Origin of the sequence: Mycobacterium sp. 1245499.0 (assembly GCF_001673615.1) — a bacterium.
GTDB lineage: Bacteria > Actinomycetota > Actinomycetes > Mycobacteriales > Mycobacteriaceae > Mycobacterium > Mycobacterium europaeum_A.
In genome coordinates, this window is the sequence record NZ_LZMG01000337.1 from 1 (window position 1) to 24,289 (window position 24,289).

The 24,289-nt window shown below is 67.7% G+C and carries 27 protein-coding genes and 3 pseudogenes; 15 read left to right on the plus strand and 15 right to left on the minus strand.

The genetic code is table 11. The features are described from left to right. The 3 genes and pseudogenes from A5646_RS29545 to A5646_RS20770 form a co-directional block, all read left to right on the plus strand. A partial coding sequence (locus A5646_RS29545) for an HNH endonuclease signature motif containing protein (protein ID WP_197505249.1) occupies positions 1 to 237 on the plus strand: 237 nt, incomplete at its 5' end. A 123-nt stretch (positions 238 to 360) separates the two neighbouring features. Further along, positions 361 to 2,310, plus strand: coding sequence for an NAD(P)/FAD-dependent oxidoreductase (locus A5646_RS20765; RefSeq protein ID WP_067023897.1), 1,950 nt, complete (start codon positions 361 to 363; stop codon positions 2,308 to 2,310). 10 nt (positions 2,311 to 2,320) lie between these two features. After that, positions 2,321 to 3,440 (plus strand): annotated as a pseudogene (locus A5646_RS20770) (alcohol dehydrogenase catalytic domain-containing protein). Here the strand turns inward: A5646_RS20770 and A5646_RS20775 are convergent. Together A5646_RS20775 and dtd are read right to left on the minus strand one after the other, a co-directional pair. Further along, a complete protein-coding gene (locus A5646_RS20775) occupies positions 3,351 to 4,262 on the minus strand; it encodes an SAM-dependent methyltransferase (protein WP_067023902.1) in 912 nt (303 codons plus the stop codon). The pseudogene A5646_RS20770 and the gene A5646_RS20775 sit on opposite strands and share 90 nt — an antisense overlap. Positions 4,263 to 4,327: 65 nt before the next feature. Then, positions 4,328 to 4,759: a D-aminoacyl-tRNA deacylase gene (gene dtd, locus A5646_RS20780; protein WP_066876658.1), complete on the minus strand. Its 432-nt coding sequence runs from the start codon at positions 4,757 to 4,759 to the stop codon at positions 4,328 to 4,330. A gap of 51 nt (positions 4,760 to 4,810) precedes the next feature. Between dtd and A5646_RS20785 the strand changes: the two genes are divergently transcribed. Further along, on the plus strand, positions 4,811 to 5,116 hold the full coding sequence (locus A5646_RS20785; RefSeq protein ID WP_066863327.1) for an MTH1187 family thiamine-binding protein: 306 nt from the start codon (positions 4,811 to 4,813) through the stop codon (positions 5,114 to 5,116). A 49-nt stretch (positions 5,117 to 5,165) separates the two neighbouring features. Continuing rightward, a complete protein-coding gene (locus tag A5646_RS20790; protein ID WP_066863324.1) occupies positions 5,166 to 6,470 on the plus strand; it encodes a competence/damage-inducible protein A in 1,305 nt (434 codons plus the stop codon). A gap of 2 nt (positions 6,471 to 6,472) precedes the next feature. Here A5646_RS20790 and A5646_RS20795 read toward each other — a convergent pair whose 3' ends face one another. Continuing rightward, positions 6,473 to 7,825, minus strand: a complete 1,353-nt coding sequence (locus A5646_RS20795) for a sialate:H+ symport family MFS transporter (protein WP_369806976.1) — start codon at positions 7,823 to 7,825, stop codon at positions 6,473 to 6,475. Between A5646_RS20795 and A5646_RS20800 the strand changes: the two genes are divergently transcribed. After that, positions 7,824 to 8,891, plus strand: a complete 1,068-nt coding sequence (locus tag A5646_RS20800) for an amidohydrolase family protein (protein ID WP_067023907.1) — start codon at positions 7,824 to 7,826, stop codon at positions 8,889 to 8,891. The two genes, A5646_RS20795 and A5646_RS20800, sit on opposite strands and share 2 nt — an antisense overlap. A 47-nt stretch (positions 8,892 to 8,938) precedes the next feature. Further along, the gene (locus A5646_RS20805) at positions 8,939 to 9,334 is read left to right on the plus strand and encodes a phage holin family protein (protein WP_066876664.1); all 396 of its coding nucleotides are present in this window, start codon (positions 8,939 to 8,941) and stop codon (positions 9,332 to 9,334) included. On the opposite strand, the gene A5646_RS20810 is transcribed toward A5646_RS20805, so the two are convergent. From A5646_RS20810 to A5646_RS20835, 6 genes and pseudogenes are all read right to left on the minus strand, one after another. Then, positions 9,331 to 10,296 carry an FAD-dependent oxidoreductase gene (locus A5646_RS20810; protein WP_067023910.1) on the minus strand — a complete coding sequence of 322 codons (966 nt, stop codon included), beginning with the start codon at positions 10,294 to 10,296 and terminating at the stop codon, positions 9,331 to 9,333. The two genes, A5646_RS20805 and A5646_RS20810, sit on opposite strands and share 4 nt — an antisense overlap. 162 nt (positions 10,297 to 10,458) lie before the next feature. After that, positions 10,459 to 11,010, minus strand: a pseudogene (locus A5646_RS29550) (hypothetical protein); the annotation flags it as partial. A gap of 38 nt (positions 11,011 to 11,048) precedes the next feature. Then, entirely contained in the window at positions 11,049 to 11,543 is a 495-nt protein-coding gene (locus tag A5646_RS20820) for an SRPBCC family protein (protein ID WP_067023913.1), read from the minus strand. Next, positions 11,543 to 12,184, minus strand: a complete 642-nt coding sequence (locus tag A5646_RS20825) for a nitroreductase family protein (RefSeq protein ID WP_066863306.1) — start codon at positions 12,182 to 12,184, stop codon at positions 11,543 to 11,545. The genes A5646_RS20820 and A5646_RS20825 overlap by 1 nt, the downstream gene beginning before the upstream one ends. Before the next feature lie 236 nt (positions 12,185 to 12,420). After that, positions 12,421 to 13,404, minus strand: coding sequence for a nitronate monooxygenase family protein (locus A5646_RS20830; protein ID WP_082984806.1), 984 nt, complete (start codon positions 13,402 to 13,404; stop codon positions 12,421 to 12,423). After that, complete coding sequence (locus A5646_RS20835) at positions 13,401 to 13,793, minus strand: tautomerase family protein (protein WP_067023915.1); 393 nt, start codon at positions 13,791 to 13,793, stop codon at positions 13,401 to 13,403. Before A5646_RS20835 ends, A5646_RS20830 begins: the two co-directional genes overlap by 4 nt. Positions 13,794 to 13,902: 109 nt before the next feature. On the opposite strand from A5646_RS20835, the gene A5646_RS20840 reads away from it, so the two are divergent. Beyond that, positions 13,903 to 14,772, plus strand: a complete 870-nt coding sequence (locus A5646_RS20840; protein ID WP_067023917.1) for a LysR family transcriptional regulator — start codon at positions 13,903 to 13,905, stop codon at positions 14,770 to 14,772. 21 nt (positions 14,773 to 14,793) lie between these two features. Here A5646_RS20840 and A5646_RS30090 read toward each other — a convergent pair whose 3' ends face one another. Continuing rightward, positions 14,794 to 14,934, minus strand: coding sequence for a hypothetical protein (locus A5646_RS30090; RefSeq protein WP_231998440.1), 141 nt, complete (start codon positions 14,932 to 14,934; stop codon positions 14,794 to 14,796). On the opposite strand from A5646_RS30090, the pseudogene A5646_RS20845 reads away from it, so the two are divergent. Next, positions 14,869 to 15,545, plus strand: a pseudogene (locus A5646_RS20845) (phytoene desaturase family protein); the annotation flags it as partial. The gene A5646_RS30090 and the pseudogene A5646_RS20845 sit on opposite strands and share 66 nt — an antisense overlap. 9 nt (positions 15,546 to 15,554) lie before the next feature. Here A5646_RS20845 and A5646_RS20850 read toward each other — a convergent pair. The 4 genes from A5646_RS20850 to A5646_RS20865 form a co-directional block, all read right to left on the minus strand. Next, positions 15,555 to 16,163, minus strand: a complete 609-nt coding sequence (locus A5646_RS20850) for a YbhB/YbcL family Raf kinase inhibitor-like protein (RefSeq protein WP_067023919.1) — start codon at positions 16,161 to 16,163, stop codon at positions 15,555 to 15,557. A 65-nt stretch (positions 16,164 to 16,228) separates the two neighbouring features. Continuing rightward, positions 16,229 to 16,675, minus strand: a complete 447-nt coding sequence (locus A5646_RS20855) for an SRPBCC family protein (RefSeq protein WP_067023921.1) — start codon at positions 16,673 to 16,675, stop codon at positions 16,229 to 16,231. A 52-nt stretch (positions 16,676 to 16,727) separates the two neighbouring features. Further along, complete coding sequence (locus A5646_RS20860; protein WP_067023924.1) at positions 16,728 to 17,144, minus strand: SRPBCC domain-containing protein; 417 nt, start codon at positions 17,142 to 17,144, stop codon at positions 16,728 to 16,730. Continuing rightward, positions 17,141 to 17,467, minus strand: a complete 327-nt coding sequence (locus tag A5646_RS20865) for a helix-turn-helix transcriptional regulator (protein ID WP_066863289.1) — start codon at positions 17,465 to 17,467, stop codon at positions 17,141 to 17,143. The genes A5646_RS20860 and A5646_RS20865 overlap by 4 nt, the downstream gene beginning before the upstream one ends. A gap of 85 nt (positions 17,468 to 17,552) precedes the next feature. On the opposite strand from A5646_RS20865, the gene A5646_RS20870 reads away from it, so the two are divergent. The 6 genes from A5646_RS20870 (at position 17,553) to A5646_RS20895 (ending at position 23,561) form a co-directional block, all read left to right on the plus strand. Continuing rightward, entirely contained in the window at positions 17,553 to 18,266 is a 714-nt protein-coding gene (locus tag A5646_RS20870; RefSeq protein WP_066876684.1) for an MBL fold metallo-hydrolase, read from the plus strand. A 246-nt stretch (positions 18,267 to 18,512) separates the two neighbouring features. After that, positions 18,513 to 20,801 carry an isocitrate lyase ICL2 gene (aceA, locus tag A5646_RS20875; RefSeq protein ID WP_066863286.1) on the plus strand — a complete coding sequence of 763 codons (2,289 nt, stop codon included), beginning with the start codon at positions 18,513 to 18,515 and terminating at the stop codon, positions 20,799 to 20,801. Between the two features lie 262 nt (positions 20,802 to 21,063). Then, complete coding sequence (locus A5646_RS20880) at positions 21,064 to 21,282, plus strand: hypothetical protein (protein ID WP_067023925.1); 219 nt, start codon at positions 21,064 to 21,066, stop codon at positions 21,280 to 21,282. 151 nt (positions 21,283 to 21,433) lie between these two features. Next, positions 21,434 to 21,838 (plus strand): hypothetical protein, encoded by a 405-nt coding sequence (locus A5646_RS29555; protein WP_066876856.1) that lies wholly within the window; start codon positions 21,434 to 21,436, stop codon positions 21,836 to 21,838. 160 nt (positions 21,839 to 21,998) lie between these two features. Beyond that, positions 21,999 to 23,162 carry an LLM class flavin-dependent oxidoreductase gene (locus A5646_RS20890; protein ID WP_066876696.1) on the plus strand — a complete coding sequence of 388 codons (1,164 nt, stop codon included), beginning with the start codon at positions 21,999 to 22,001 and terminating at the stop codon, positions 23,160 to 23,162. 78 nt (positions 23,163 to 23,240) lie between these two features. Continuing rightward, positions 23,241 to 23,561 (plus strand): hypothetical protein, encoded by a 321-nt coding sequence (locus A5646_RS20895; protein ID WP_067023927.1) that lies wholly within the window; start codon positions 23,241 to 23,243, stop codon positions 23,559 to 23,561. A gap of 57 nt (positions 23,562 to 23,618) precedes the next feature. Here the strand turns inward: A5646_RS20895 and A5646_RS20900 are convergent, their stop codons facing one another. Then, the gene (locus A5646_RS20900; RefSeq protein WP_066863270.1) at positions 23,619 to 24,086 is read right to left on the minus strand and encodes an SRPBCC family protein; all 468 of its coding nucleotides are present in this window, start codon (positions 24,084 to 24,086) and stop codon (positions 23,619 to 23,621) included. Between the last annotated feature and the right edge of the window lie 203 nt (positions 24,087 to 24,289).

The window sequence follows — 24,289 nt, forward strand, 5'->3', positions numbered from 1 at the left end:
TGCGAAGTCCACCACGTCCAAGACTGGGTCAAGACTGAGCGCACCGACATCGACCAACTCACCCTGGCCTGCGGACCCCACCACCGCCTCCTCGAGAAGGGCTGGACCACCCAAAAACGCGCCAACGGCGACACCGAATGGATCCCACCACCACACCTCGACCGCGGCCAACCGCGGACCAACACCTTCCATCACCCCGAAGAAATCCTCGCGGACGAGGACGACGACGATCCCTAGCGGCGACGATCCGGAGCTGCGAACGTCTTGATCCCGCGCCGAGCGACCGGGTAGCGTAGTGCTGCCAATTACGAAACTATGGGTAGCGTAATTGGCTCCAAGCCACCGAGAGGATTTCCCGTGATGCGCAGCCGCTACGCCGGCGATCCCTTCACCACATCCACACCCGAGATCGCCGCCGCGCTAGAGGATGTCAGCATTCCCACGCTGTTGCTCTCGCTCGTCCACATCACCGGCGACCCACGGTTCATCCGCGACTTCAAGCAGATGGGCATCTTTCTCAACGAGGTCCAGGGGTTCATGTCAGAGGACGACAAGGCGCGGGCGCGCGCCGAGGCCCTGTCGGTCATCACCGAGTATCGCGACCGCGGTTGCCCCGAACCGCAGCCGCTGAGCCCCGAACTCATCAGGGAGATGATGGACTGGGCGGCTTGCGAACACGTGCCCGACGACTACTTGTCGCTGATCTCCGAAGAGCTCGACCTCGACGGCGTCGACCCTCGCCGGCCCACCACATTGCCCGCCGAGCGCACCGCCGAACTTCCGGTCCTGGTCGTGGGATGCGGCGAATCGGGCATCCTGGCCGGCGTGCGCCTCAAGCAGGCCAACATCCCGTTCACCATCATCGAGAAGAACGCGGGCCCCGGCGGAACCTGGTGGGAGAACAGCTATCCCGGCGCCCGGGTGGATGTGGCGAACCATTTCTATTGCTACAGCTTCGAGCCCAACAACGACTGGACGCATTTCTTCGCCGAGCAATACGAGCTGCAAGACTATTTCACCAAGGTCATCGACAAACACGGCCTGGCAGACCATGTGCGTTGGCGGACCGAGGTTCTCGCGGCCGAATGGAATGACGACGACGGCGCGTGGAGCGTTTCGCTGCGCTCGTCCGACGGTCGGGCGACCACCGTGCGCGCCCGCGCGCTCATCACCGCGGTCGGGCAGCTGAACCGTCCGAACATCCCCAAGTTCGCCGGCGCGGACACCTTCGCGGGGCCGTCATTTCACTCGGCGGCCTGGGATCATTCGGTAGATCTCAAAGGCAAGCGGGTCGCGCTCGTCGGCGCCGGCGCCAGCGGATTCCAGATCGCCCCCGCGATCGCCGAGGACGTGGAGCACCTCACCGTGTTTCAGCGGACCGCGCAGTGGATGTTCCCGAACCCGATGTATCACGACGAGGTCGGCGACGGGGTGCGCTGGGCGATGCGCCATCTTCCGTTCTACGGCAGGTGGTATCGCTTCCTGGTGCTCTGGCCCGGCTCCGACAAGGGTCTCGACGCGGCCGAGGGTGACCCGGGTTACGCCGACCAGGAGCACGCCGTCAGCGACATCAACGCCGCCGCCCAGATGATGTTCTCGCAGTGGATCACCAGTCAGGTGAGCGAGGATTCCGAGTTGCTGGCCAAGGTGATGCCGGACTATCCCGCCTGCGGCAAACGCACCTTGCAGGACAACGGCAGTTGGCTGCGAACGCTGCAGCGCGACAACGTCGAATTGGTCCGCACACCCATCGACAAGATTACGCCAAACGGCATCGTCACAGGTGACGGTGTGGCTCATGACGTCGACGTCATCGTGTACGCCACCGGGTTTCGGCACACCGACGTGCTCTGGCCGCTGAAGGTCACCGGCCGAAACGGCACCGATCTGCATGAGATGTGGGGGAGCCGGCCATACGCCTACCTCGGCATCACGGTGCCGGAGTTCCCGAACTTCTTCATCGTCTACGGCCCGGGAACTCATCTGGCCCATGGCGGCAGCCTCATATTTCAGTCGGAGTTGCAAATGCGTTACATCGACCAGTGCCTGGCCCGACTGGCCGAAACCGGCGTGCATTCGCTCGAACCGAAACCCGAGGCCGCCACCGATTGGCACCGGCGGACGCAGACCCAGATCAAGAAGATGGTGTGGTCGCATCCGGCGGTCAAGCATTCGTATTTCAAGAACGCCGACGGGGAGATCCACACGGTGAGCCCATGGCGTCTCAACGAATACTGGTCGGCGGTGCGCGAGCCCGATTGGTCACAGTTTGTAGTCCGAACGAAAGATTCGGCGCGACAGGGAAAGTGAGCATGTCAATATGCGCACCGTAGTCGTCGACGGGCCCCGCAGCATTCGGGTGGACACCCGCCCCGATCCGGCGCTTCCGGGGCCCGACGGAGCGATCGTCGAGGTGAGCGCCGCGGGCATCTGCGGATCCGACCTGCACTTCTACGAGGCCGACTTTCCGATGCCCGCCCCGATCGCGCTCGGCCACGAAGCGGTCGGCACCGTCGTGGAAGCCGGGCCGCAGGTGCGCGACGTCAAGGTCGGCGATCAGGTGATGGTCTCGTCGGTCACCGGTTGCGGCGCGTGCGCGGGCTGCGCCACCCGCGATCCGGTGATGTGTCACTCCGGATTTCAGATCTTCGGCGGCGGCGTGCTCGGCGGCGCGCAGGCCGACCTGCTCGCCGTGCCCGCCGCGGATTTCCAGCTGCTGAAGATGCCCGAGGGCATCAGCACCGAACAGGCACTGCTGCTCACCGACAACCTGGCCACCGGCTGGGCCGCGGCGCAGCGGGCCGACATTCCCTTCGGCGGCACGGTGGCAGTGATCGGCCTGGGCGCGGTCGGCCTGTGCTCGCTGCGCAGCGCGCTGTTTCAAGGTGCCGCAACGGTTTACGCGGTCGATCAGGTCGAAGGCCGGCTACAGCGGGCCGCCCAGTGGGGCGCGACGCCGGTGCAGGCGCCCGCGCTCGAGGCGATCCTGGCCGCCACCGGCGGCCGTGGCGCCGACGCGGTGATCGACGCCGTCGCGACGGACGCCTCCCTGACCGAGGCGATCAACGCCGTCCGGCCCGGCGGCACAGTCTCGGTGGTCGGCGTGCACGACATGAATCCGTTTCCCCTCAACGCGCTGGGCTGCCTGATCCGCAGCACGACGGTGCGGTTCACCACCGCACCGGTGCAGCGCACCTGGCCGGAACTGATTCCGTTGCTGCAGTCCGGCCGGCTCGACGTCGACGGGATCTTCACCACCACAATGCCGTTGGACGAGGCGGCCAAGGGCTACGCGACGGCGGAGTCGCGTTCGGGCGACGACGTGAAGATCCTGCTGAAACCCTAGGTGGTCAGCGGGTCGCCGTGATGTATTGGGACCGCATGAAGCTGTCGATCTTGACGTCGACGTCAGGCGGGGTCATGCCGTAGCCGGCCTGTAGGTCGAGCGTGTTGCGGACGGGTTCGACGGCCCAATCGTGGGCCGCGAGCCACTCCGCGGGGTCAGACTGGGGTTCATAGGTCAGGGCCGAAAAGTCCACATTGCCGGACACATTCACCCCGGGGTGGCTCGCCTCCAGGGCGTGGAGCTGGTCGTGGTCCAGTCGCGATCCCAGCGCGCCGATGGCGATCCGGCTGCCCGGCGCGCTGAGCCCGCTGATCCGGGTGAAAAGCGCGTGTTGCGCCTCGTCGGTGAGGTAGGGGAGCAGCCCCTCCACCGACCAGGCGCTCGGGGTCTCCACGTCGAACCCGGCCGCTTCCAACGGCCGTGACCAGTCGGTGCGCAGATCGGCGGCGACCTCGACGCGACGGGCTTTCGGGGTCGCGCCCTGTTCGCCGAGGACGCGGGCCTTGAATTCGAGGACTTTCGGGAGATCGACCTCGAAAACCCTTGTGTCCTGCGGCCATTGGAGCCGATACGCCCGAGAATCCAGGCCGGCGGCTACGATCACCGCCTGCCGGATGCCCGCGGCTGCCGCGGCCTCGAAGAAGTCGTCGAAGAAGCGGGTCTGGACTCCGTAGAGGCGCGGGAAGGCCGTCTCGTCGTCGGAGGTACCGGGGTTGGCAAGCACACTCGCCAGATACGGGTCATGCGAGGCGGCAATGAAGACTTTCGCGTATTCGTCGCGCACCAGCGGCCGCGGGCTCACGGCGTGCAGCGCTCGCCATCCCGCGACGAGCAGCGCCGTGTACCCCACGCTGCTGACGATGTCCCAGTTGTCGTCGTCGGAACGGAGTGACCCGAATTCGGGTGTCGTGCTCATGGTTGCCCTCCCGTCGGCGCCGGCGACGACAAGCCGCCGGGTCCACGGTACCCGTGGGGGCGGGCTCACAGCTCCAAGAGCACCGTCACCGGACCGTCGTTCACCAACTCGACCTGCATGTTCGCCCCGAAGACCCCGGTCTGCACCTCGGCGCCCGACCGCCGTAACGCCTCGGCGAACTCCGTCACCAGCGGCTCGGCGACCGCTCCTGGAGCGGCCGCGTTCCACGACGGGCGGCGACCCTTGGCGGTGTCGGCGTACAGCGTGAACTGACTCACGACCAGGATGGGCGCGTTGACATCGGCCGCGGAGCGTTCGTCGGTGAGAATCCTTAGCTGCCAGAGCTTCTCAGCGAGCCGTCGCGCCTTGTCGCCGTCGTCGCCGTGGGTGACACCGACGAATGCCAACAGGCCCTGACCAGCCGGCCGGATCGCGCCCACCACCGCGCCGTCCACCGAGACCGTTGCCGACGAAACCCGTTGCACCAACACCCGCATGGGCCTCGATGGTGCCAGACCGGCCCCGCGGATCTTGGGTACGCTCGATGAATGTCTGTGCTCGTCGCGTTTTCCGTCACCCCGATGGGGGTGGGCGAGGGGGTCGGTGAGATCGTCGCCGAAGCGGTTCGGGTGGTGCGCGATTCCGGGCTGCCCAACAAGACGGATGCGATGTTCACCGTCATCGAAGGCGAAACCTGGGCGGAGGTCATGGCCGTGGTGCAGCGTGCGGTCGAGGCGGTGGCCGCCCGGGCGCCCAGGGTCAGCACGGTGATCAAGGCGGACTGGCGCGCCGGGACGACCGACGCGATGACGCAGAAGGTCGCCACCGTCGAGCGTTACCTTTCCGAGGGCTAGCTGTACCGACCTGAGCCGTTAGGCTTCCGGACGAACGTCCTCGGAGCCGATGCGTAGGCTCGGGGCGGTGAGCACACGCGCAGGAATCGTTGTCACCGGAACCGAGGTCCTGACCGGTCGGGTTCAAGATGCGAACGGCCCCTGGATCGCCGATCGCCTCTTGGAGCTGGGCGTCGAGCTGGGCCACATCACCATCTGCGGTGACCGGCCGGCCGACATCGAAGCGCAGCTGAGGTTCCTGGCCGACCAGGGCGTGGACCTGATCGTCACCAGCGGGGGCCTGGGGCCGACGGCCGACGACATGACCGTCGAGGTGGTCGCGCGCTTCTGCGAGCGCGAGTTGGTGTTGGACGCCGAGGTCGAGGAGAAGATCGCCAACATCCTCAAGAAGCTGATGGGCCGCAATCCCGCGTTCCAATCCGCCTTGGATCCCGGCACTTTCGAGTCGCTGCGGGCAGCCAATCGCAAGCAAGCCATGGTGCCGGCCGGGGCGCAGGTGCTCGACCCGGTGGGGACCGCTCCCGGCGTCGTGGTGCCCGGCAAGCCGACGGTGATCGTGCTGCCGGGTCCGCCGCGCGAGCTGCAGCCGATGTGGCACACGGCCATCGAGACGCCGGCCGCGCAGGAGGCGATCGCCGGCCGGACCGTCTATCGGCAGGAGATGCTGCGCATGTTCGGGCTGCCGGAGTCGGGACTGGCCGAAACGCTGCGCGACGCCGAAACGGCCGTGCCCGGCTTCGAACAACTGGAGATCACCACCTGCCTGCGGCGCGGCGAGATCGAGATGGTCACCCGCTACGAGCCGGACGCCGCGGACGCGTACGCGCAATTGACCAAGCTGCTGCGCGAGCGGCACGGGCATCAGCTGTACTCCGAGGACGGTTCGCGCGTCGACGATCTGGTGGCCCAGCTGCTGGCCGGCCATCGGATCGCGACGGCGGAGTCCTGCACCGCGGGCCTGCTGGCCGCGCGGCTGACCGACCGGCCCGGGTCGTCGGATTACGTGGCCGGCGGCGTCGTGTCCTACTCGAACGAGGCGAAGGTGGAGCTGCTCGGCGTCGACCCCGCGCTGATCGACGCGCACGGCGCGGTGTCCGAGCCGGTCGCCGAGGCGATGGCCGCGGGTGCGTTGCAACGCTTCGGCGCCGACACCGCGATCGCGATCACCGGAATCGCGGGCCCGGGCGGGGGGACCGAGGAAAAGCCGGTGGGCACAGTCTGCTTCAGCGTGACGGCCGCCGGCCGGACCGATACCCGCACACTGCGGCTACCCGGCAACCGCTCGGATATCCGGGAGCGCTCGACGACGGTGGCCATGCACTTGCTGCGACGCCTACTGGACAACAGCGACTAGCTTCACGTCACTTCGCTTGCCAGGAAAGCGCTTTCGGTGGTGCCGAACCGGATTCCGGTGGCGTCCTTTCCGATCAGCGTCAGCCCCGCCACCGCGATCAGCACCGGCACGATCGTGGCCGCCAACGCGAACGGATAGCCGTGCGATTCGGCGAGGCGTTCCTGGATCGGTAGGTTGAACGCCGCCAGCAGGTTGCCCAGCTGATAGGTCACCCCGGGATAGAGGCCGCGGATGGCGTCCGGCGACATCTCGGTGAGGTGCGCGGGAATCACGCCCCACGCGCCCTGCACGAAGAGCTGCATCAAAAACGAACCCAGGCACAGCATCGCGGCGCTGCGCGAGTACGCGAACAACGGGACGATGGGCAGCGCCAGGATCGCACAGAAGACGACGGTGTAGCGGCGGCTGAAGCGCTGCGACAGCGTGCCGAAGACCAGGCCCCCGATGATGGCGCCGACGTTGTAGACCACCACGATCCACTTGACCGTCGTGCTGGACAGACCGGCGCCCTGATTGGCGTGCGCCCCCAGGAAGGTGGGATAGACGTCCTGCGTGCCGTGGCTCATCCAGTTGAAGGCCGTCATCAGCAGCACCAGGTAGATGAACCGACGGATGATGGCGCCGCTGCGCAGCACGTCGCGGATCCGGGTGCTGGTGAGCTTCATCTGATCCTGGGCGGCTTCCCACACCTCGGACTCCTCCACGCGGTAGCGGATGACCAGGCTGATCAACGCGGGGACGATGCTCAGACCGAACAGCCACCGCCACGACAGCCCGATCCAGTCGATCACCACCAGCGAGGCGACGCTGGCCAGCAGGTAGCCGAACGCGTACCCCTCCTGCAGCAGCCCGGAAAAGAACCCGCGCCGCTCGACGGGAACCTTCTCCATGGCGAGCGCGGCGCCCAGCCCCCATTCGCCGCCCATGCCGATGCCGTACAGCAATCGCAGGATGACCAGCACGGTGAAATTGGGGGCGAATGCGCACAGGAAGCCGACCACGGAATAGAACATCACGTCGACCATCAGCGGCAGCCTCCTGCCGACGCGGTCGGCCCAGAGGCCGAACAGCAGCGCGCCGACGGGCCGCATGATGAGGGTGGCCGTGGTGACGAACGCGACCTCGGCCTTGCTGTGATGGAACGTCTTGGCGATGTCGGCGTAGACGAGCACCACGATGAAGTAATCGAAGGCGTCCATCGTCCAGCCCAGTAGCGCCGCGATGAAGGAGTTTCGCTGATCGGCGGTCAACTTCTGACGAGGGCGTGGTGTGGTCACGTCAGCATCGTGGCTTACCCAGCGCGCCGGCGCGAGTTGTTTCACCATGTGGACCGCGAGAGTAAGTTCCGGATACATGCGGATCATCGACGCCGACGGACACGTGGCCGAGAATTCCTCGCTGGCAATCGAAGCGATCAAACGATGGCCGCAGCACGTCAGGCCCAGCACCGACGGCCGGCCGGGATTGACGCTCGAGGGCCGCAGCTACCCCGAGGACACGGGTCCGGGCGCGGGTTGCCCGCCCGAACACGGGATCAGTAGGGCGCCCGACATCAACTGCCGCTCACCCGAGGGCGTGCTGGGGGACGCCGATCGCGACCACATCGACACGATGGTGCTGTATCCCAGCATGGGGTTGTGCGCGCCCAGCCTCGAGGACCCGGAGTTCGCCGCGGGATTCTCGAGGCTGTACAACCAGTGGATCGCGGACTACTGCGCCTCATCGGGTGGCCGGTTGCGCGGCGTCGCCGTCACACCGATCGAGCACGGCCGCGTCGCCGTCGACGTCATGACGGAGGCCAAAGAGCTTGGGCTGGTTGCCACCTTGGTGCCGCCGGCGCTCAAGAGCCGCAACCTCGACCACCCCGACCTCGATCCGTTCTATGCCGCCGCCGTCGAGCTCGGCATGCCGTTGGGGGTGCACGGCGCCCCGGGCATTCACCTGCCCAAGATCGGTGTGGACCGTTTCACGAATTACATTCAGGTGCACTGCATCAGCTTCCCCTTCGATCAGATGACGGCGATGACCGCGATGGTCTCCGGCGGCGTCTTCGAGCGCCACCCCGAGTTGCGGGTCGCCTTCCTCGAGGCCGGCGCGGGCTGGGTCCCGTTCTTCATCGACCGACTGCACGAGCATTACGAAAAGCGCGGCGACTGGGTCAAGGGCGGCTGGCGCCGCGATCCGCACGACTATCTGGCCGCGGGCAACATCTGGGTGACGTGCGAGCCGGAGGAACCGATCCTGCCCGGCGTGATCGACGTGTTGGGCGACGATTTCATCATGTTCGCCAGCGACTACCCGCACTGGGACGGTGAGTGGCCGGAGAGCACCAAACACCTGCGCACGCGAACCGACCTCAGTGAGGACTCGCGGGAAAAGATCGGCGGCTTGAACGCGCAGCGCTTCTACAATCTGAACTGAGCTGCGCCGCTTACTCCCGGCCCCGACGGGTGGCAGGATTTGCGACCATGGGCCCATTTCTGTTGCGCGCCGCGTTGACCGGCCTGGCGCTGTGGATCGTCACCCTTTTCGTGCACGGCCTTAGCTTCGTGGGCGGGGACACGAAGCTGGAACGCGTCGGCATCATCTTCGTCGTCGCCGTGATCTTCGGGTTGGTCAACGCGTTCATCAAGCCGATCGTCCAGATCCTGTCGATCCCGCTGTACATCCTGACGCTCGGCCTGTTCCATGTCGTCGTCAATGCGCTGATGCTGTGGATCACCGCGCGGATCACCGAGCACACCACGCACTGGGGATTGCAGATCGATCACTTCTGGTGGACCGCGATCTGGGCCGCGATCGTGCTGTCGATCGTTAGTTGGTTGCTGTCCTTGGTGATTCGGCGTACTGGCGCCCGGCGCTAGCCGTCATTGGCCAGGTTCACCACATCGCCCGCGCAACCCCAGGACAAGGTGACGCCGTTGCCGCCGTGCCCGTAATTGTGGATGCACCGCGCCCGCCCCAGCGGCTCGGCTTCCACCCGCACCGAAGGACGGTCGGGACGCAGGCCGGTGATCACCTCGATCACCTCGGCGTCGTTCAGGCGCGGCTCGACGCGGCGACAGCGCCGCAGGATGCGTTGCGTCACGTCGGGGTCGGCCGCGGTGTCCCAGCGCCCGGGGATGCTGACGCCGCCGCAGACCACCCGTTGCGGATGGGGGAAGTAGCAGGTCCAGTCCGGGCCGCCGTCGGTTTCCACAAACAATTGCCGCAGACCGGGATTGGTGAGCACCACGTGCTGGCCGAACAATGGCTGCACGGTGTCGTCACCGGTCAGCGCGCCGGCGGCCAGCCCGGCGCAGTTGACGACGATTTCGGCGGCGTCGGCGGCCTCGTCGAGCGTCCGCACGGGATGATCCTCGATTTCGCCGCCGGCCGACGCCAGCCGTCGGGTCAGGTAGTCGAGATAGTGCGGCATGTCGATCATGGGCAGGGTCGCGCGAAACCCGGTGCGGGAGCCCTCGGGGAGATCGGCCGGGTCGGCCGCCCGCAGGTCGGGAATCAACGCCGCCGCCGCCGATGACATCGCCTCGGTCGCGGTCAGTTCACCGGCGGCCAGCGCCGGCGCCAGCTGGACCCCGGAGTCGGGATCGTCGGCAAGATCGGTGAACACCCGCAGCGAGCGCTCGGTCCACTCCAGCGTCTCGGCTGCGCGCTCGGCGGGTCGTGGGGGAAGCCAGACGGCGCCGGCCACCGCCGAGGTCGTCTGCTTGCGCGTGGCGGCCGCCCATACCCGTACCGGCCAGCCGGCCTCGGCCAAACAGATGGCCGACGTCAACCCGCTGACGCCGGCGCCGACGACGACGATCTGCTGCTTAGATGCCACGGCGCCACGGTAACGAAAACGGCCCGGCCGCGGAACGGGCCGAGGGTCGATCAGGGTCGATCAGGAATGCGCGCCCTGCGGGGCCGGCGAAGCGGGGGAAGCCGCCGGCGCTTGCGGGGCCGGCGAGGCGGGTGAAGCCGCCGGGGCCTGGGGGGCCGGCGAGGCCGACGGCGCCCGCTGGGCACCCCCGCCCAGCAGGCTGTTGAGGATGCCGAGCGTGCCCTGCACACCCGCGGGCGGCGCGCTCGACGGCACCGCGGCGTCCGGCGTCAGCTGCCAGGGCTGGCAGCCCGAGGTCTTGAACGCTTTGTCGCCCGGATCGATCTGCACGACCTGGGGCTTCTTGGACATGGCGTTGTCGATGATGTTGCCGTCGGGGTTGCCGGTCCGCTTCCAGTAGCAGGTGCCGTCGCCGACGGGACCCCCGGAGCTGTATATGCCCGGCACGATGTCGCTACCCACCGCGTAGATGCCGTCCTTGTCGATGGACGTCTTCGGTTCCGCCGGCGCGGGCGAGGCGCCCGGGGACGCGGCCGGCGACGGCGACGCCGAAGGTGCCGGCCCGGGCGCCGGCCCCCGCGTCTCGTCCGGATCGGCGCTGGCGACGACCGTGGACGCGGCCCAGCCCGCGACCATCAGACTCGCAGCGACCACCCTCGCCGCAGCAGGTACTCCACCCATAGAGATCGAGGGTACCGGGGCGGACAACCTAATTCATATCGTTGTGAAATCTGCGGAGTGGCAAAGAACGGCTAATCCAGCCGCCGGACCCGGCCCGCGTAGCCGAGCGCGTGCTCGTAGGTCGCGAGGTTGTCGCGGGAGATCTTCGCGTGCACCGGGCGTTCGAGAAAGAAGCGCAGCACCGGGTTGTAGGCGTGGTACGTCTCGTGGAAGGTCAGCACGGTGGTGCCGTCCGGCTGCTCTTCGAGCCGGTGATATCCCTCGGCCCGCGACCACAGCGGGGCGCCAACGGCGACGTAGCGCGACAGCTTGTTGAGCTCGGCCTCGGTCACGGTTTCCCAGGATCGCGCCCTACCGCCGGACAGCAGGTATTTAGGCACTTCGAAGATGCAGGTCCGGACCAGGCCCTCGCCGGCTTCGTTGCCCTCGTTGAGGATTTCCATGCTGCCGTTGGGCCACTCGAGCACCCGCGGCCGCGGGGCGTTCGGTGGGGCCGGCGGATGCAGCACCCGCCACACTGTGCGCGGCGGCGCATCGACGTGGAATCGCACGGTGTAGGACTGCATCAGCTGGCTCCGACGGGCCGTTCCCAGGTGTCCCAGTACGTGATGGTCTCCGCGGGCGGCCGCTTGGCCGGCCGGAAGTCGGTGCCGATCGTGTAGGCGACGGGGAACAGCGCCGCCTGCGTGACGGTCGGCGGGATGCCGAGCAGTTCGGCGACCTCCTTCTCTTTGAACAGATGCATCGTCGTCCACACCGATCCCAGCCCGCGCGAGCGCAGCGCCAGCAGAAAACTCCACCCCGCGGGGATGATGGATGCCCAGGCCGCCGCGGCGATGCCCGGTTCCGCGGTGTCGATGCGCTCGGTGAGGCAGGGGATGACGTGCACGGGCACCTCCGCCAGCGTCTCGGTCAGGCTCATCGCGCTCTGGTACACCCGCTGCGTTTGGGCGTCGGTCGCGTTGTCGGCCGCGTAGGCCAGGTACTGGGCGCCGATGCTGCGGTAGATCTCGGCGATCGCGGCGCGCTTGTCCGCGTCGGTGATGACCAGCCAGCGCCAGTTTTGCGTGTTGCTCGCCGTGGGCGCCTGCATCGCCAGCTGGATGCACTCCAGGATCACGTCTCGACCGACCGGGCGGGTCAGGTCGAGGCGTTTGCGGACCGACCGTGTGGTGCTCAGCAGCTCGTCGACGGTGGCGATGTCCATGGGTTCCTTTCCGATGGGTGATCAGAGGTCGATGGCGCAGGACTTGTCGATGCAAAGGTGTTGGCGCGCAGGGTATCCCGGACAACTGGCGGATGCGGCGACACAGTCGTCAATCATGGCGGCTTCACCGCCGGGGCCATCCGGGACGTTATACGGGCCATCGCGCACTCCTGCCCGCGCAGACAAGGCGGAAACAAGCTAGCCAGCTGAGCAAACCAGACTCGTCGCTCGGCTGTCTAGGGCGCGGGGTCGCGGTTGAGGATGCGGTTGGCGTCACCGACCATCTCGGTGACGATCTCCGCGGCGGGCCGAACCTCGCGGACGCGCCCCACCCCTTCGCCGGTGAGGATGGCGGCGGTATCGAAATCCTCTGCGGCTAACGCTTTTTCGTAGGCGTCGATCGCTTCGGGCAGCCGCGCCGACAGCTCGGCCTCGTTGCCGTGCCAGGTGTCCAGGAAGGCGTTGTTCAGGGCCCGCACGGTGTATCCGGTGGGCCAATCGAGGCGGCGCACGACGTCGTAGACCCGGGTGCGCACGGTGTCGTCACCGCCGGCCGCCACTGCGCGCCGCTGCGCTTGGGGTGAGACGAGCGCTTCCGGCGTCGCCCAGAACCGGGTACCGACTACGGCGCCGTCGGCGCCCAACGCGAGCGCGGCGGCCAATCCGCGGCCATCGCCGACGCCACCCGCGGCCGCCACCAACGTGGCCGGAGAGCGGTCCGCCACGAAGTCGACGACCTCGGGCACCAGGGTGAAGGTCGACCGCACGCTCATGCCGTGCCCGCCGGCCTCGCCGCCCTGCGCCACGATGACTTCCGCACCGGCATCGAGCGCGCGACGGGCCTGATCTAGGTTCTGCACCTGCGCGATCAGCGGAACGCCGGCCGCGTGGATGCGATCGGCGAAGGGCGCCAACTCGCCGAACGACAGCATCACGGCCGCCGGATCCCTTTCCAGCGCGACGTCGAGCACCCCCGGATTGCGGGCCAGGCTCCAGGTGATGAACCCGTATCCGACCCGGGCGCCGGCGGTCGCGTCGATCTGCGTCTGCAGCCATTCGGCGTCGGGATAGCCCCCACCGATGAGCCCCAGTCCGCCCGCCCGTGTCACCGCCGCCGCCAGCCGGCCCCCGGAGACCAGGGCCATCGGCGCGAGCAGGATCGGGTGCTCGATCCCGAACAGGTCGGTCAGGCGTGTCGGCAAACCCGTGGCGGCGCTCACTTGAGTTCACCGGTGAGGAACTGGGCCCTCCCGTGGCCGAAAGACCAGTCCTCGTCGTCGTTTTCGGTGACCGAGACGATCAGGTCGGCGGGGTCGAGCCCGCACCGGTCGACGAGGCGCGACGCCAGCAGTTCATAGAACTTCTGCTTGAGCTCGCGCGGCCGCCGTCGGCTTACCACGTGCAAGATCACCTGGCGAGACGACCGATCGATGCCCAGACCGGTGTCCAGCGTGACGATTTCATGTACCGGGTGGGTATGCACCACCTGGTAACGATCCCGCGGCGGAACGCCGAACGCCTCGACGACCGTGTCGTGGATCGCGTCCAGCAGGGCGCGAACCTCCGAGGGCGTACGACCCTCGATGAGGTCGATGTACAACAGCGGCATTTTTCCTCCTGCGAACAACAGCGCGGATTGCGCTCCCAGTGCAACCGACGTTAGGTCTTCGGGAATCCCGCGTGAAATGCCTTGTGTGAAGGATCTATGCTCATCGAGCATGGACGCGGTGCAGTCCGGGCGAGTCGAGTTGCGTCACCTCCGGGCGTTCGAAGCGGTGGCCCGCCTCGAATCGTTCACGCTGGCCGCGCAGGAGCTCAGCATCACCCAGCCCGCGCTGAGCCGAACCATCAAACAGCTCGAAGACGCGCTCGAAGCGTCGCTGCTAGACCGCAGTTCGCGCCACGTGGCGACCACCCCGGCCGGGCGGGTCTTCCTCGGTCACGTCGAGCGGGTCCTGGCCGAGCTGGGGCGTGGGGTCGACGCCGTCCGGCAACAAGCGAGCATCCGCCTCGGATTCAGCTGGCTGCTGCCCGACCCGTGGGCGCAGGACACCGTCGCGCGGTTCGAGCGGACCACCCGGACCACCGTCAGCCTGATCCGCACCGACGACGCGCTCGGGGCGGTCCAGCAGGGCCGGGTGGACATCGCCCTGGTGCGCGGCCACGTGACCTCGACCGCCGTTCGAATCGTGCACCTTTTCGATGAGCCCCGGGTGGCGGTGTGTTCGGTGCATTCGCCCCTGGCCAAGCGGGCGAAGCTGGACTGGGCCGAGGTGCCACGCTGGCCGCTGGTGGTCAACACGGCCAGTGGTACCACCGGGCCCTGGTCGTGGCCGGCGGGGGATGGGCCGGAAACCATTGTCGAGACAACGAATTTCGACGAGTGGATCGAATCCGTCGCGGCCGACCGCGGCATCGGGGTCATTCCCGACGTTGCGATCAGGCGCAACATCCACCCCGGCGTGCGGTTCGTCGCGCTGCGAGGCGCGCCCGACATTCCCGTCGCGTTGGCGTTTGTGAAGCGGGCCAACGGCCCCGTGCTGCGGCGCTTCATCGAGGCGGCCGTGGACGCCGCGGCAAACCAGTGACGGCTTCGGTCGGGGGTGCCGTCAGGCCAGCGGCGCCAGGCCGGAGCGCACCAGATCAAGACTCGCGGTGACGGCGTCGGCGAGATCGCCGGAACAACCAAGCTGATCGCACCCGAACACGTTCCCGCACAACTGGTCTCGCGTGTCTCCGGCCGCGATCACCGCGCCTCGTTCGTGCAGATCCACTTCGCGCTGGACGGGCTGCCCGAATTCGCCCCGCCCTATGCCTCAATGAGGAAGGCATGCAACAGTCGGTCGGAATCTTCGGGTCACCCGAGGAGCAACAGCTGCACTGGGAAAACTGCCGCCGGGGCGTCATTCCGGACAACCCGTCGATGGGCATGCAGATCCCGTCGGTGCACGATCCCAGCATGGCGCCGCCCGGCAAGCACGCGGCCAGCGCATTCGCTTACGCGTTTCCGGTCGAAGTCGCCCGCGACCAGCATGGCCATCTCAAAAACGCGATGGCGCAACGGGTTATCGACAAGATCACCCGATTGGCGCCGAACTTCAAGGACATCGTGATCCGCCACATCACCTTCGCGCCCTACCACATGAACACCATGTTCGGCGCGCCCTCGGGCGACTTCTGCCACGGACTGCTCCACCCCGACCTGATGGGCCCGAACCGGCCCGGCCCGAAGGGCTTTGTCGACATGCCCATCGAAATCGACGGTCTCTATCTCGCCGGCGCCGGATGCCACGGCGGGCCCGGCATCACGTTCACTCCCGGTTACAACGCCGCCTATCAGGTTCTCGACGATGCGTCGTGACGGGCCCGATCAGCCGCCGAAGACCGCGGTGAGCTGAGCCTGCGCGGTCGCGGCGCCGCCGATCGTCTGCGCGGCCTGCACCCCGGCCAGGCCGGCGGGCAGCTGATAGTCGTTGGGCAGCTGATAGAGGGTGAACCGGTAGTGATGCGTACCGGTTCCCGCCGGGGGACAGGGCCCCTTGTACGCCGGCTGGCCGGCCGTGTTGGGCAGCGCGGTCGCCCCGGCCGGGGTCTGACCATCGGCGGTGCTTCCGGAACCAGGCGGGATTCCGACGACGACCCAGTGGACGTACAGCCCGTTGACGGCGTCGGGGTCGTCGACCACCAAGGCCGCACCCAGCGGCGCCGACCACGCCAACGGCGGCGCGATGTCGGCGCCCTTGCAGGTGTACTGCACCGGGATCGGGGCCCCGTCGGCGAAAGCGGGACTGCTGATGGTCAGCGGTCCGTCGGCGGGCGCGCGCGGCGCCGTGCGACCGAGGGTGGTGATCTTCGGCGCCGACGACGTCGTCATGTGGCCATCACCGTGGCCGCCGCAGCCGGCCAGCGCCGGCACCATCGCCAGCACACCGATGATCGCTGCGATTCGGTGCGGCCTGCCCGCCGGCGTAGGTTCCATGACTACCAGTCTGACTCGCGCGCTCACACTCGGGAAGGGCCCGATTTCACCCGCGCGAGGCCAAGCTACTGTCCGCGCTGCTCGACTTCGAGGACCCGCTTGCGCAGTCCCTCGGTGGCGGTGTCCATCAGGCTCTTGGCCCCCTTCTTGACCAGAAATCCGGGGACGGGCGCCACCAGGTCGACGGTGAGCTCGAAACGGACCCGGGTGCCGTCCCCCTCGGGGGTCAGCGTGTACCGACCCTCTTGGGCGCGTTGCTGTTTGGAGCTGACTAACGTCCAGCCGACGCCGTCGTCGTGAACGGTGTAGGCGAGCTCCTGTTCGTCGCTGACGCCGACGAGCTTGACGACCTGTCTGGATCGCCTCGGATGGTTCTGGTCGTCACGTTCGAGCACCTCGACCTTCTTGTGCGCCGACGACCACTCGGTCAACGACTCGAGGTCGAACAGCACCTCCATGATTTCGTCGGGCGTCGCCTCGATGACGACTTCGCGGGAATCGGTGATAGCCATTCCGGGGTGATAGCCCGAGCGGTCTGCCCCGAAACCAGTCCCACGGTGGGGTCTAGCGAGTCGTCTGGGCGCCGAGCTGGGCGAGTCGGGGCAGGACGACGTCGCGCCATCCCGGCCCCATGCGCTCGAACGCCCGGGCCATGCGGCCGTCGCCGAGGTCAAAGCCGCTGTGTTCCAAGAAGACTCGGGTGCCGTCGCCTTCGGCTTCCAACCGCCAAGTCAGCGTCCAGGCCGCGGTGAACGTGTAGACGAACCGGTGCGGTGCGTCGACCTCGAGCACCGTGCAGGGCTGCTTGCCATAACCCGGCATGTCGAGCGTGAACTGGTTTCCCACCACCGCGGCCACCTGCCCCTCGGCCCACCAGAGCTTTATCAGCGCGGGTTCGGTGAGCAATCGCCACACGGTGGCCGGTGGCGCCGCGACGAATTGATCGACCCGGACCGTCGCGGACCGTGACGTTTCGGTCATTCCAGCTCCTGTGCTACCTCGGCGAGCTTGGCCAGTCGGCCGCGCCAGAACTTCTCGAAGGGATGCAGCCAGTCGCCGAGGTCTGCCAACGGCTCGGCGGTCAGGCGGTAAATGCGATGACGCCCCTGCGGCCGGTCGGCGACCAGTCCCGCGTCACGCAGCACCTTGAGGTGCTCGGCGACGGCGGGGCGGCTGAGCTCGAAGCGATCGCTGAGTTCTCCCGCCGATAGCGGTTGGGCGGCGAGGATCTCCAGCAGTTCGCGCCGCACCGGATTGGCCAGGGCGAGGAAGACGCGATCGACGCTGTGCACGTCCGCCAACATACGTCGGGAATTTCCGACATGTCAACCATGTCCGACATAAGAAGCGGGCGGCGACCGCTTGCCGGGGCGGCTACCTTCGGAGGCTGTGCAACTCGCCTGGGAACGGTTGACCGCCACCGCGCGTCGCTGCCGGCTTCCGTTCTGCGACGTGACCGTCGGGCTGGTGTGGGGCCGCACCGGCGCATTGCTCGTCGACACCGGGACCACGCTCACCGAGGCCGCCGCGATCGACGCCGACGTCCGGCTGCTTGCCGGGCGCCCGGTGACCCATATCGTGTTGACGCACAAGCACTTTGACCACGTACTCGGTGCGTCGCTGTTCGCCGGGGCGAAGGTTTTCTGCGCCCCCGAGGTGGTCGAATACCTTTCCTCGTCAACCGGCGACCTGCGCCAGGACGCGCTGCGTCATGGCGGCGACCCCGCGGAAGTGGACGCGGCGATCGCGGCTCTGCGGCCCCCGCGCGGTGGAGGTCACGACGCCGTCATCGACTTGGGGGACCGGGCGGTGACGATCGCCCACCTCGGCCGGGGCCACACCGCGTCGGACTTGGTGGTGGTCGTGCCCGCAACGGAAGGCGGCGATCCGACCGTGGTGTTCACCGGTGACTTGGTGGAGCAGTCCGGCGACCCCGCGATCGACGCCGACTCCGATATCGCGGCCTGGCCCACGACCCTGGATCGGCTACTGGCGGTCGGTGGGCCCACGGCGATCTACGTCCCCGGCCATGGCAGCGTCGTCGACGCAAGATTCGTCCGGCGCCAGCGAGACTGGCTGGCCCGTCGTGCGGCGGCCCCGTGATCGATACCGTATCGAAAGGTATTGTCTCCCAAGGCGTTGAAACCGCACCGCGCCGCGGTGCCTCGCTGTCCCAACGTCCTCAGCCATCCGGTGGTTCACGCCGGTCACCGGTCCGCCACCGAAAAGCTCTCGCAAGTACATGGCGGGGCAACAGTTTTGGCTCAAGTCGTTCGAGCCCTGATTGAACTGCCGTTTCCGGGGATAGACTCACGTTCAGTGGAATCATGCGCGCGAAGGAGCGAAGACATGGCGATCATTGATAAGGACACGCAAGTCCGGCCATCGTTTGACGACGAGGTCGCTGCCACGCAGCAATACTTCGACGACCCGCGCTTCTCTCGCATCACGCGCCTCTTCACGGCCCGCCAGGTAGCAGAGCAACGCGGCACCATCCCCACCGATTACACCGTCGCCCGCAACGCGGCGGCCGCGTTCTATGAGCGGCTGCGCGAGCTGTTCGCCGAGAAGAAGAGCATCACCACGTTCGGTCCGTACTCGCCCGGCCAGGCCGTCGCGATGAAGCGGATGGGCATCGAGGGGATCTACCTCGGTGGTTGGGCGACGTCGGCCAAGGGTTCCACCACCGAGGATCCCGGCCCCGACCTCGCCAGCTACCCGCTGAGCCAGGTGCCCGACGACGCCGCGGTGCTGGTGCGCGCGCTGCTGACCGCCGACCGCAACCAGCAGTACCTGCGCCTGAACATGAGTGAGCAGCAGCGGGCGACCGCCACCGAATACGACTACCGGCCGTTCATCATCGCCGACGCGGACACCGGCCACGGTGGTGACCCGCACGTGCGCAACCTCATCCGCCGGTTCGTCGAGGTCGGGGTCCCGGGGTACCACATCGAGGATCAGCGTCCCGGCACCAAGAAGTGCGGCCACCAGGGCGGCAAGGTGCTGGTGCCGTCGGACGAGCAGATCAAACGCCTCAACGCCGCGCGTTTCCAGCTCGACATCATGAAGGTGCCGGGCATCATCGTCGCCCGCACCGATGCCGAGGCGGCCAACCTGCTAGACAGCCGGGCCGACGAGCGCGATCAGCCGTTCCTGCTCGGCGCCACCAACCTCAACATCCCGTCGTACAAGTCCTGTTTCCTGGCGATGGTGCGTCGCTTCTACGAGCTGGGCGTCAAAGACCTCAACGGTCACCTTCTCTATGCACTGCCCGAAGGGGAGTACGCCGAGGCCGGCGCCTGGCTGGAGCGCCAGGGCATCCAGGGCGTCATCTCCGACGCGGTCAACACCTGGCGCGAGAACGGTCAAAAGTCGATCGACGACCTGTTCGACCAGGTCGAGTCGCGGTTCGTGGCGGCCTGGGAGGACGATGCCGGGCTGATGACCTACGGCGAGGCCGTGGCCGAGGTGCTCGAATTCGATGCGAGCGAGGGCGAGCCGGCCGACATGAGCGTCGACGAGTGGCGAGCGTTCGCGGCGCGCGCTTCCTTGTACTCGGCCAAGACCAAGGCGAAGGAATTGGGCGTCGACCCGGGTTGGGACTGCGAGCTGTCGAAGACCCCTGAGGGCTACTACCAGATCCGCGGCGGCATCCCGTACGCCATCGCGAAGTCACTGGCTGCCGCGCCGTTTGCCGACATCCTTTGGATGGAGACCAAGACCGCCGACCTGGCCGACGCCAAGCAGTTCGCCGACGCCATCCACGCCGAGTTCCCCGACCAGATGCTGGCCTACAACCTGTCGCCGTCGTTCAACTGGGACACCACCGGCATGACCGACGAGCAGATGAAGCAGTTCCCCGAGGAACTGGGCAAGATGGGCTTCGTCTTCAACTTCATCACCTACGGCGGCCACCAGATCGATGGCGTTGCGGCCGAAGAGTTCGCCACCTCGCTGCAACAGGACGGCATGCTGGCGCTGGCCCGCCTGCAGCGCAAGATGCGTCTGGTCGAATCCCCTTACCGCACACCGCAAACCCTGGTCGGCGGGCCGCGCAGCGACGCGGCGCTGACCGCGTCGTCGGGTCGCACCGCGACCACCAAGGCGATGGGCGAGGGATCGACCCAGCACCAGCACCTGGTACAGACCGAGGTGCCGAAGAAGCTGCTCGAGGAGTGGCTGGCGATGTGGAGCGAGAACTACAGCCTGGGCGAGAAGCTACGCGTGCAGCTGCGGCCCCGCCGGGCCGGCTCGGACGTGCTGGAACTCGGGATCTACGGCAACGACGACGAGCAGTTGGCCAACGTCGTCGTCGACCCGATCAAGGACCGGCACGGCCGCAGCATCCTTCAGGTCCGCGACCAGAACACCTTCGCCGAGAAGCTGCGGCAGAAGCGACTGATGACGTTGATCCACCTCTGGCTGGTGCACCGCTTCAAGGCCGACGCGGTGATCTATGTGACACCGACCGAGGACAACCAGTATCAGACGTCGAAGATGAAGTCGCACGGCATCTTCAGCGAGGTCTACCAGGAGGTCGGCGAGATCATCGTCGCCGAGGTGAACCGGCCCCGCATCGCCGAACTGCTGCAGCCCGACCGGGTCGCGCTGCGCAAGCTGATCACCAAGGAAGATTAGCCAGCCACCCGACGGCGGCCGCCCGATCGACCGATGCGGCGGCCGCTAACGGAGTCATCATCCAGCGCCGACCGTGCACCGGCGCGCCGCCCGAGCCCGGCGCGGGCCACTCCCGCCACCCGCGCATTCGACGTGCCCCGGTTCGCCGTGCGACATGATGCCAAAAATTTACCCTGCGCACAGTTGCACAGGTGTAGGATTTAGCTTGTAACAAACGTGCGCTCAGATTTAACAAACGCCCCGGAACGGAGAGGAGCGCCTGATGGGGACCCCAATCAATAAGGCGATCGCGGTGTTCGGTGGTGCGGCAGCGGTTGTTCTGGCGGTCGGATTCGGTGCCGTGGGCGTTAGCCAAACCGGCAACACAGCGACGGCGGCGACGCATCCGCCAGCCAGCGTCGCGATGCCGCAGCCCGGCACGACCGTCCCCGGCGTGCATATCGGCACGCTCGCGGCCTGCATCGTAGGAGCGAACTGCTAGCCGACCGCTATTCGCGATGGCCCATCACACCTGCGTGATGGGCCATTTTCGTCCGGCACGATTTCGCCGCCCGAATCTGTTTGCGCGGCGAGGCCGCGGGGTAAGAAAAAGTGGGCGGCGCGAAGTGGCGCATGTGGAGATGGGGGATCTGATGAGATCTGGACCGAGGACGGCGGTCGCACTGTTCGGCGGTGCGGCGATGCTCGTGTTATCGGTCGCCTGCGGTGGCGGACATAAGGGCGGCCCCAGCAGCAGCACCACGACCCCGACGACTACACCGTCCTCCAGCGTGGCGCCCTCCACCGCACCCGGTGGCGGCGGCGGTGAGCCGGGCGGCCCGACCGGCGGCGGTGGCCCTAATGGCGGTGGCGGCGGCGTGCCCGGCGGCCCGACCGGTGGCGGCGGTCCCGGTGGCGGTGGCGGCGGCGTTCCCGGCGGCCCGACCGGTGGCGGCGGTCCCGGCGGGGGCGGCGGCAGCATTCCGGGCGTGGGCGGTGGTGGCGGCGGACCGGGCGGTGGCGGCGGTTGCGTCGGCAACGTCTGCGGCGGTTTCTGATCACCCGATGAGCCGGCGCTAAAGCGCGAACACCAAGACTTGCTCCCTAGCCGGTGGGGCCGGGATCACCTGGCCCCATCGGCTGAACCCTTGTCTGGACCTAGGGCCCAAGCCGCATTCCGAGTTATGGTTCTGCCAACTCGGATGCAAGGGGACTTCAATGTCGAAGCTGCGGTTCGGATACTTCATCGCCCCGTTCCACCGCGCGGGCACCAATCCGACGCTGGCCCTGCAACGCGATCTCGCCTTCGTCGAGCATCTCGACGCGCTGGGCTTCGACGAAGTCTGGTTGGGCGAACACCACTCGGCGGGTAGCGAAATCATCAGCTCCCCAGAGATTTTCATCGCCGCCGCCGCCGAACGCGCGAAGCGAATCCGGTTCGGCACGGGTGTCATCTCGCTGTCGTATCACAATCCGCTGTGGGTCGCCGACCGGCTGATGCTGCTGGATCACCTCACGCACGGCCGCATCATCGGCGGCGTCGGGCCGGGCTCGCTGCCCAGCGACTCGTCCATGATCGGACTCACCCCGACCGACACGCGCGAGCTGCTGGAAACCAATCTCGACATCGTGGTGCGGCTGCTGGCGGGCGAGACGGTCAGCGCCAAGACCGCCACCCATCAGCTCTACGATGCCAAGCTGCAGCTCGCCCCGTACACCGACGGCGGGATACCGCTGTCGGTCGCGGCGGTCGCCTCACCGACGGGCGCGCGGTTGGCGGGTAAGCACGGCATCGGCCTGCTGTCCATCGGGGCGACGTTGACCGTCGAGGGATTCAACGCGCTGTCCTACCACTGGGGCATTGTCGAGGAGCGCGCCGCGGCCTTCGGCACGCAGGTCGACCGCAAGAACTGGAGCCTGGTCGGTTTGTTCCACCTCGCCGAGACCGAGAAGCAGGCCCGCGAGGAGGTCAAGTTCGGCATCGAGCCGTGGTTCCGGTACTTCCAGAAGGTGGCCGCGTTCCCGCAGATGACGATGCCGGGAGAGCAGCTCGACGAAATGATCGACGTCATCAACGAGAACGGCGCGGGCGTGATCGGCACGCCCGAGCGGGCGCGCGAACAGGTGCAGCGGCTCTGGGACCAGTCCGGCGGATTCGGCTGCATGCTGCAGATGGGTCACGAGTGGGCCAACCCGGCCGCCACCCGACGGTCCGCCGAGTTGTTCGCCGCCGAGGTGATGCCGCACTTCCAGGGCCAGGCGCAGCCGACGCTGGACGCCGCCGCGCGCGCCGGCCAGGCGCGGGAGAACCTGGCGCAGTCGCAGCTGGACGCCGTCGCGCACATGACCAAGAAGTATCAGGACGAGGTCGAGTCCAGATAGCGGCTCATTGCGAGGCTTCATACCGAGACGACAGCCGCCTCCCAGTGGGCAGCTAAAGACGCGGCGCATAGCTGGAGGATGACCACCGACACCCTTGGCCCCGCGATCACCCGCGTCTTCGGAATCGCCGCCACCCTGGCCGTACTCGCGCTGTACGACGCGGCGCATGCCGCTACACCGGCGATCGTGCCGGGTTGGGGTTCGGTGCGCCTGACGGACGCCGCCGGTTCACCCGGTCTCGCCGGCGGTTTCGCGACCGATGACGGCGACGATCAACTGCAGCAGCAGCTACAGCAATCCATGCAAGAGGCCGAACAGCAGAACGAGCAGGCCCAGCAGCAGTTCAATCAGGACATGCAGCAACAACAAACGTACGAAAACCAGTTCAACAACCCGTGATTCGTGAATCGAAGCGTGGCGGCCGCTTCGTGCGGCCGTCATGCGGGTGCGGGACGGTCAGCGCCCGGCGCGGGATTCCCGCTCGGCCGCCTTCACCAGCCGGCCCGCGAAGAACCGGACCGCTCCACCCATGGCGGCGCGCATCAGCGGACCCGTCCCGCGGACGCCTTCGGTGAACGAACCGGTCCAGCGGATGTCGGTCCCGCCCGCCGCGTTCGGCGTCAGGACCACCTCGCCGCCGTAATCCTGGGCCGGGGTGCGCGGGCCCACCAGCTTGTAGGCGTGGCGACGGTCCGGCTCGTAGGCGACGGTTTCCTCCTGCACGTAGACGGGCCACATGCCCACCTTGCGGACGGCCCCGATGCCACCGGGCGCCGGGTCGCCCTGGCGCGCCCAACTCGAGTGCACGACGATCGGCTTGGCCCACTGCGACCAGTTGGCGCCGTCGGCCACCAGCCGGAACACCGTCGCCGGGGGCGCACTGCTGGTGCGGGTGACTTCGAAGGAATAGTTGCGGCCCGGCATGACGACTCCTGGTGGTAGCAAACGGACGGCCCTGGACGCCGCTCGCCGGTAGGCTACCGCCCGCCCCGGCCCATGACCGGATCGGGTTGACCGTCGCCGCGCGCCGGGTGATCGAGCGCCCGCCCGAGGCGGCGAATGCCCGCGCCGCTCTTGCTGTTTGCCGATTCACCGGCGCGAAGACCGCCGTTCGGCTTGCCTAGACT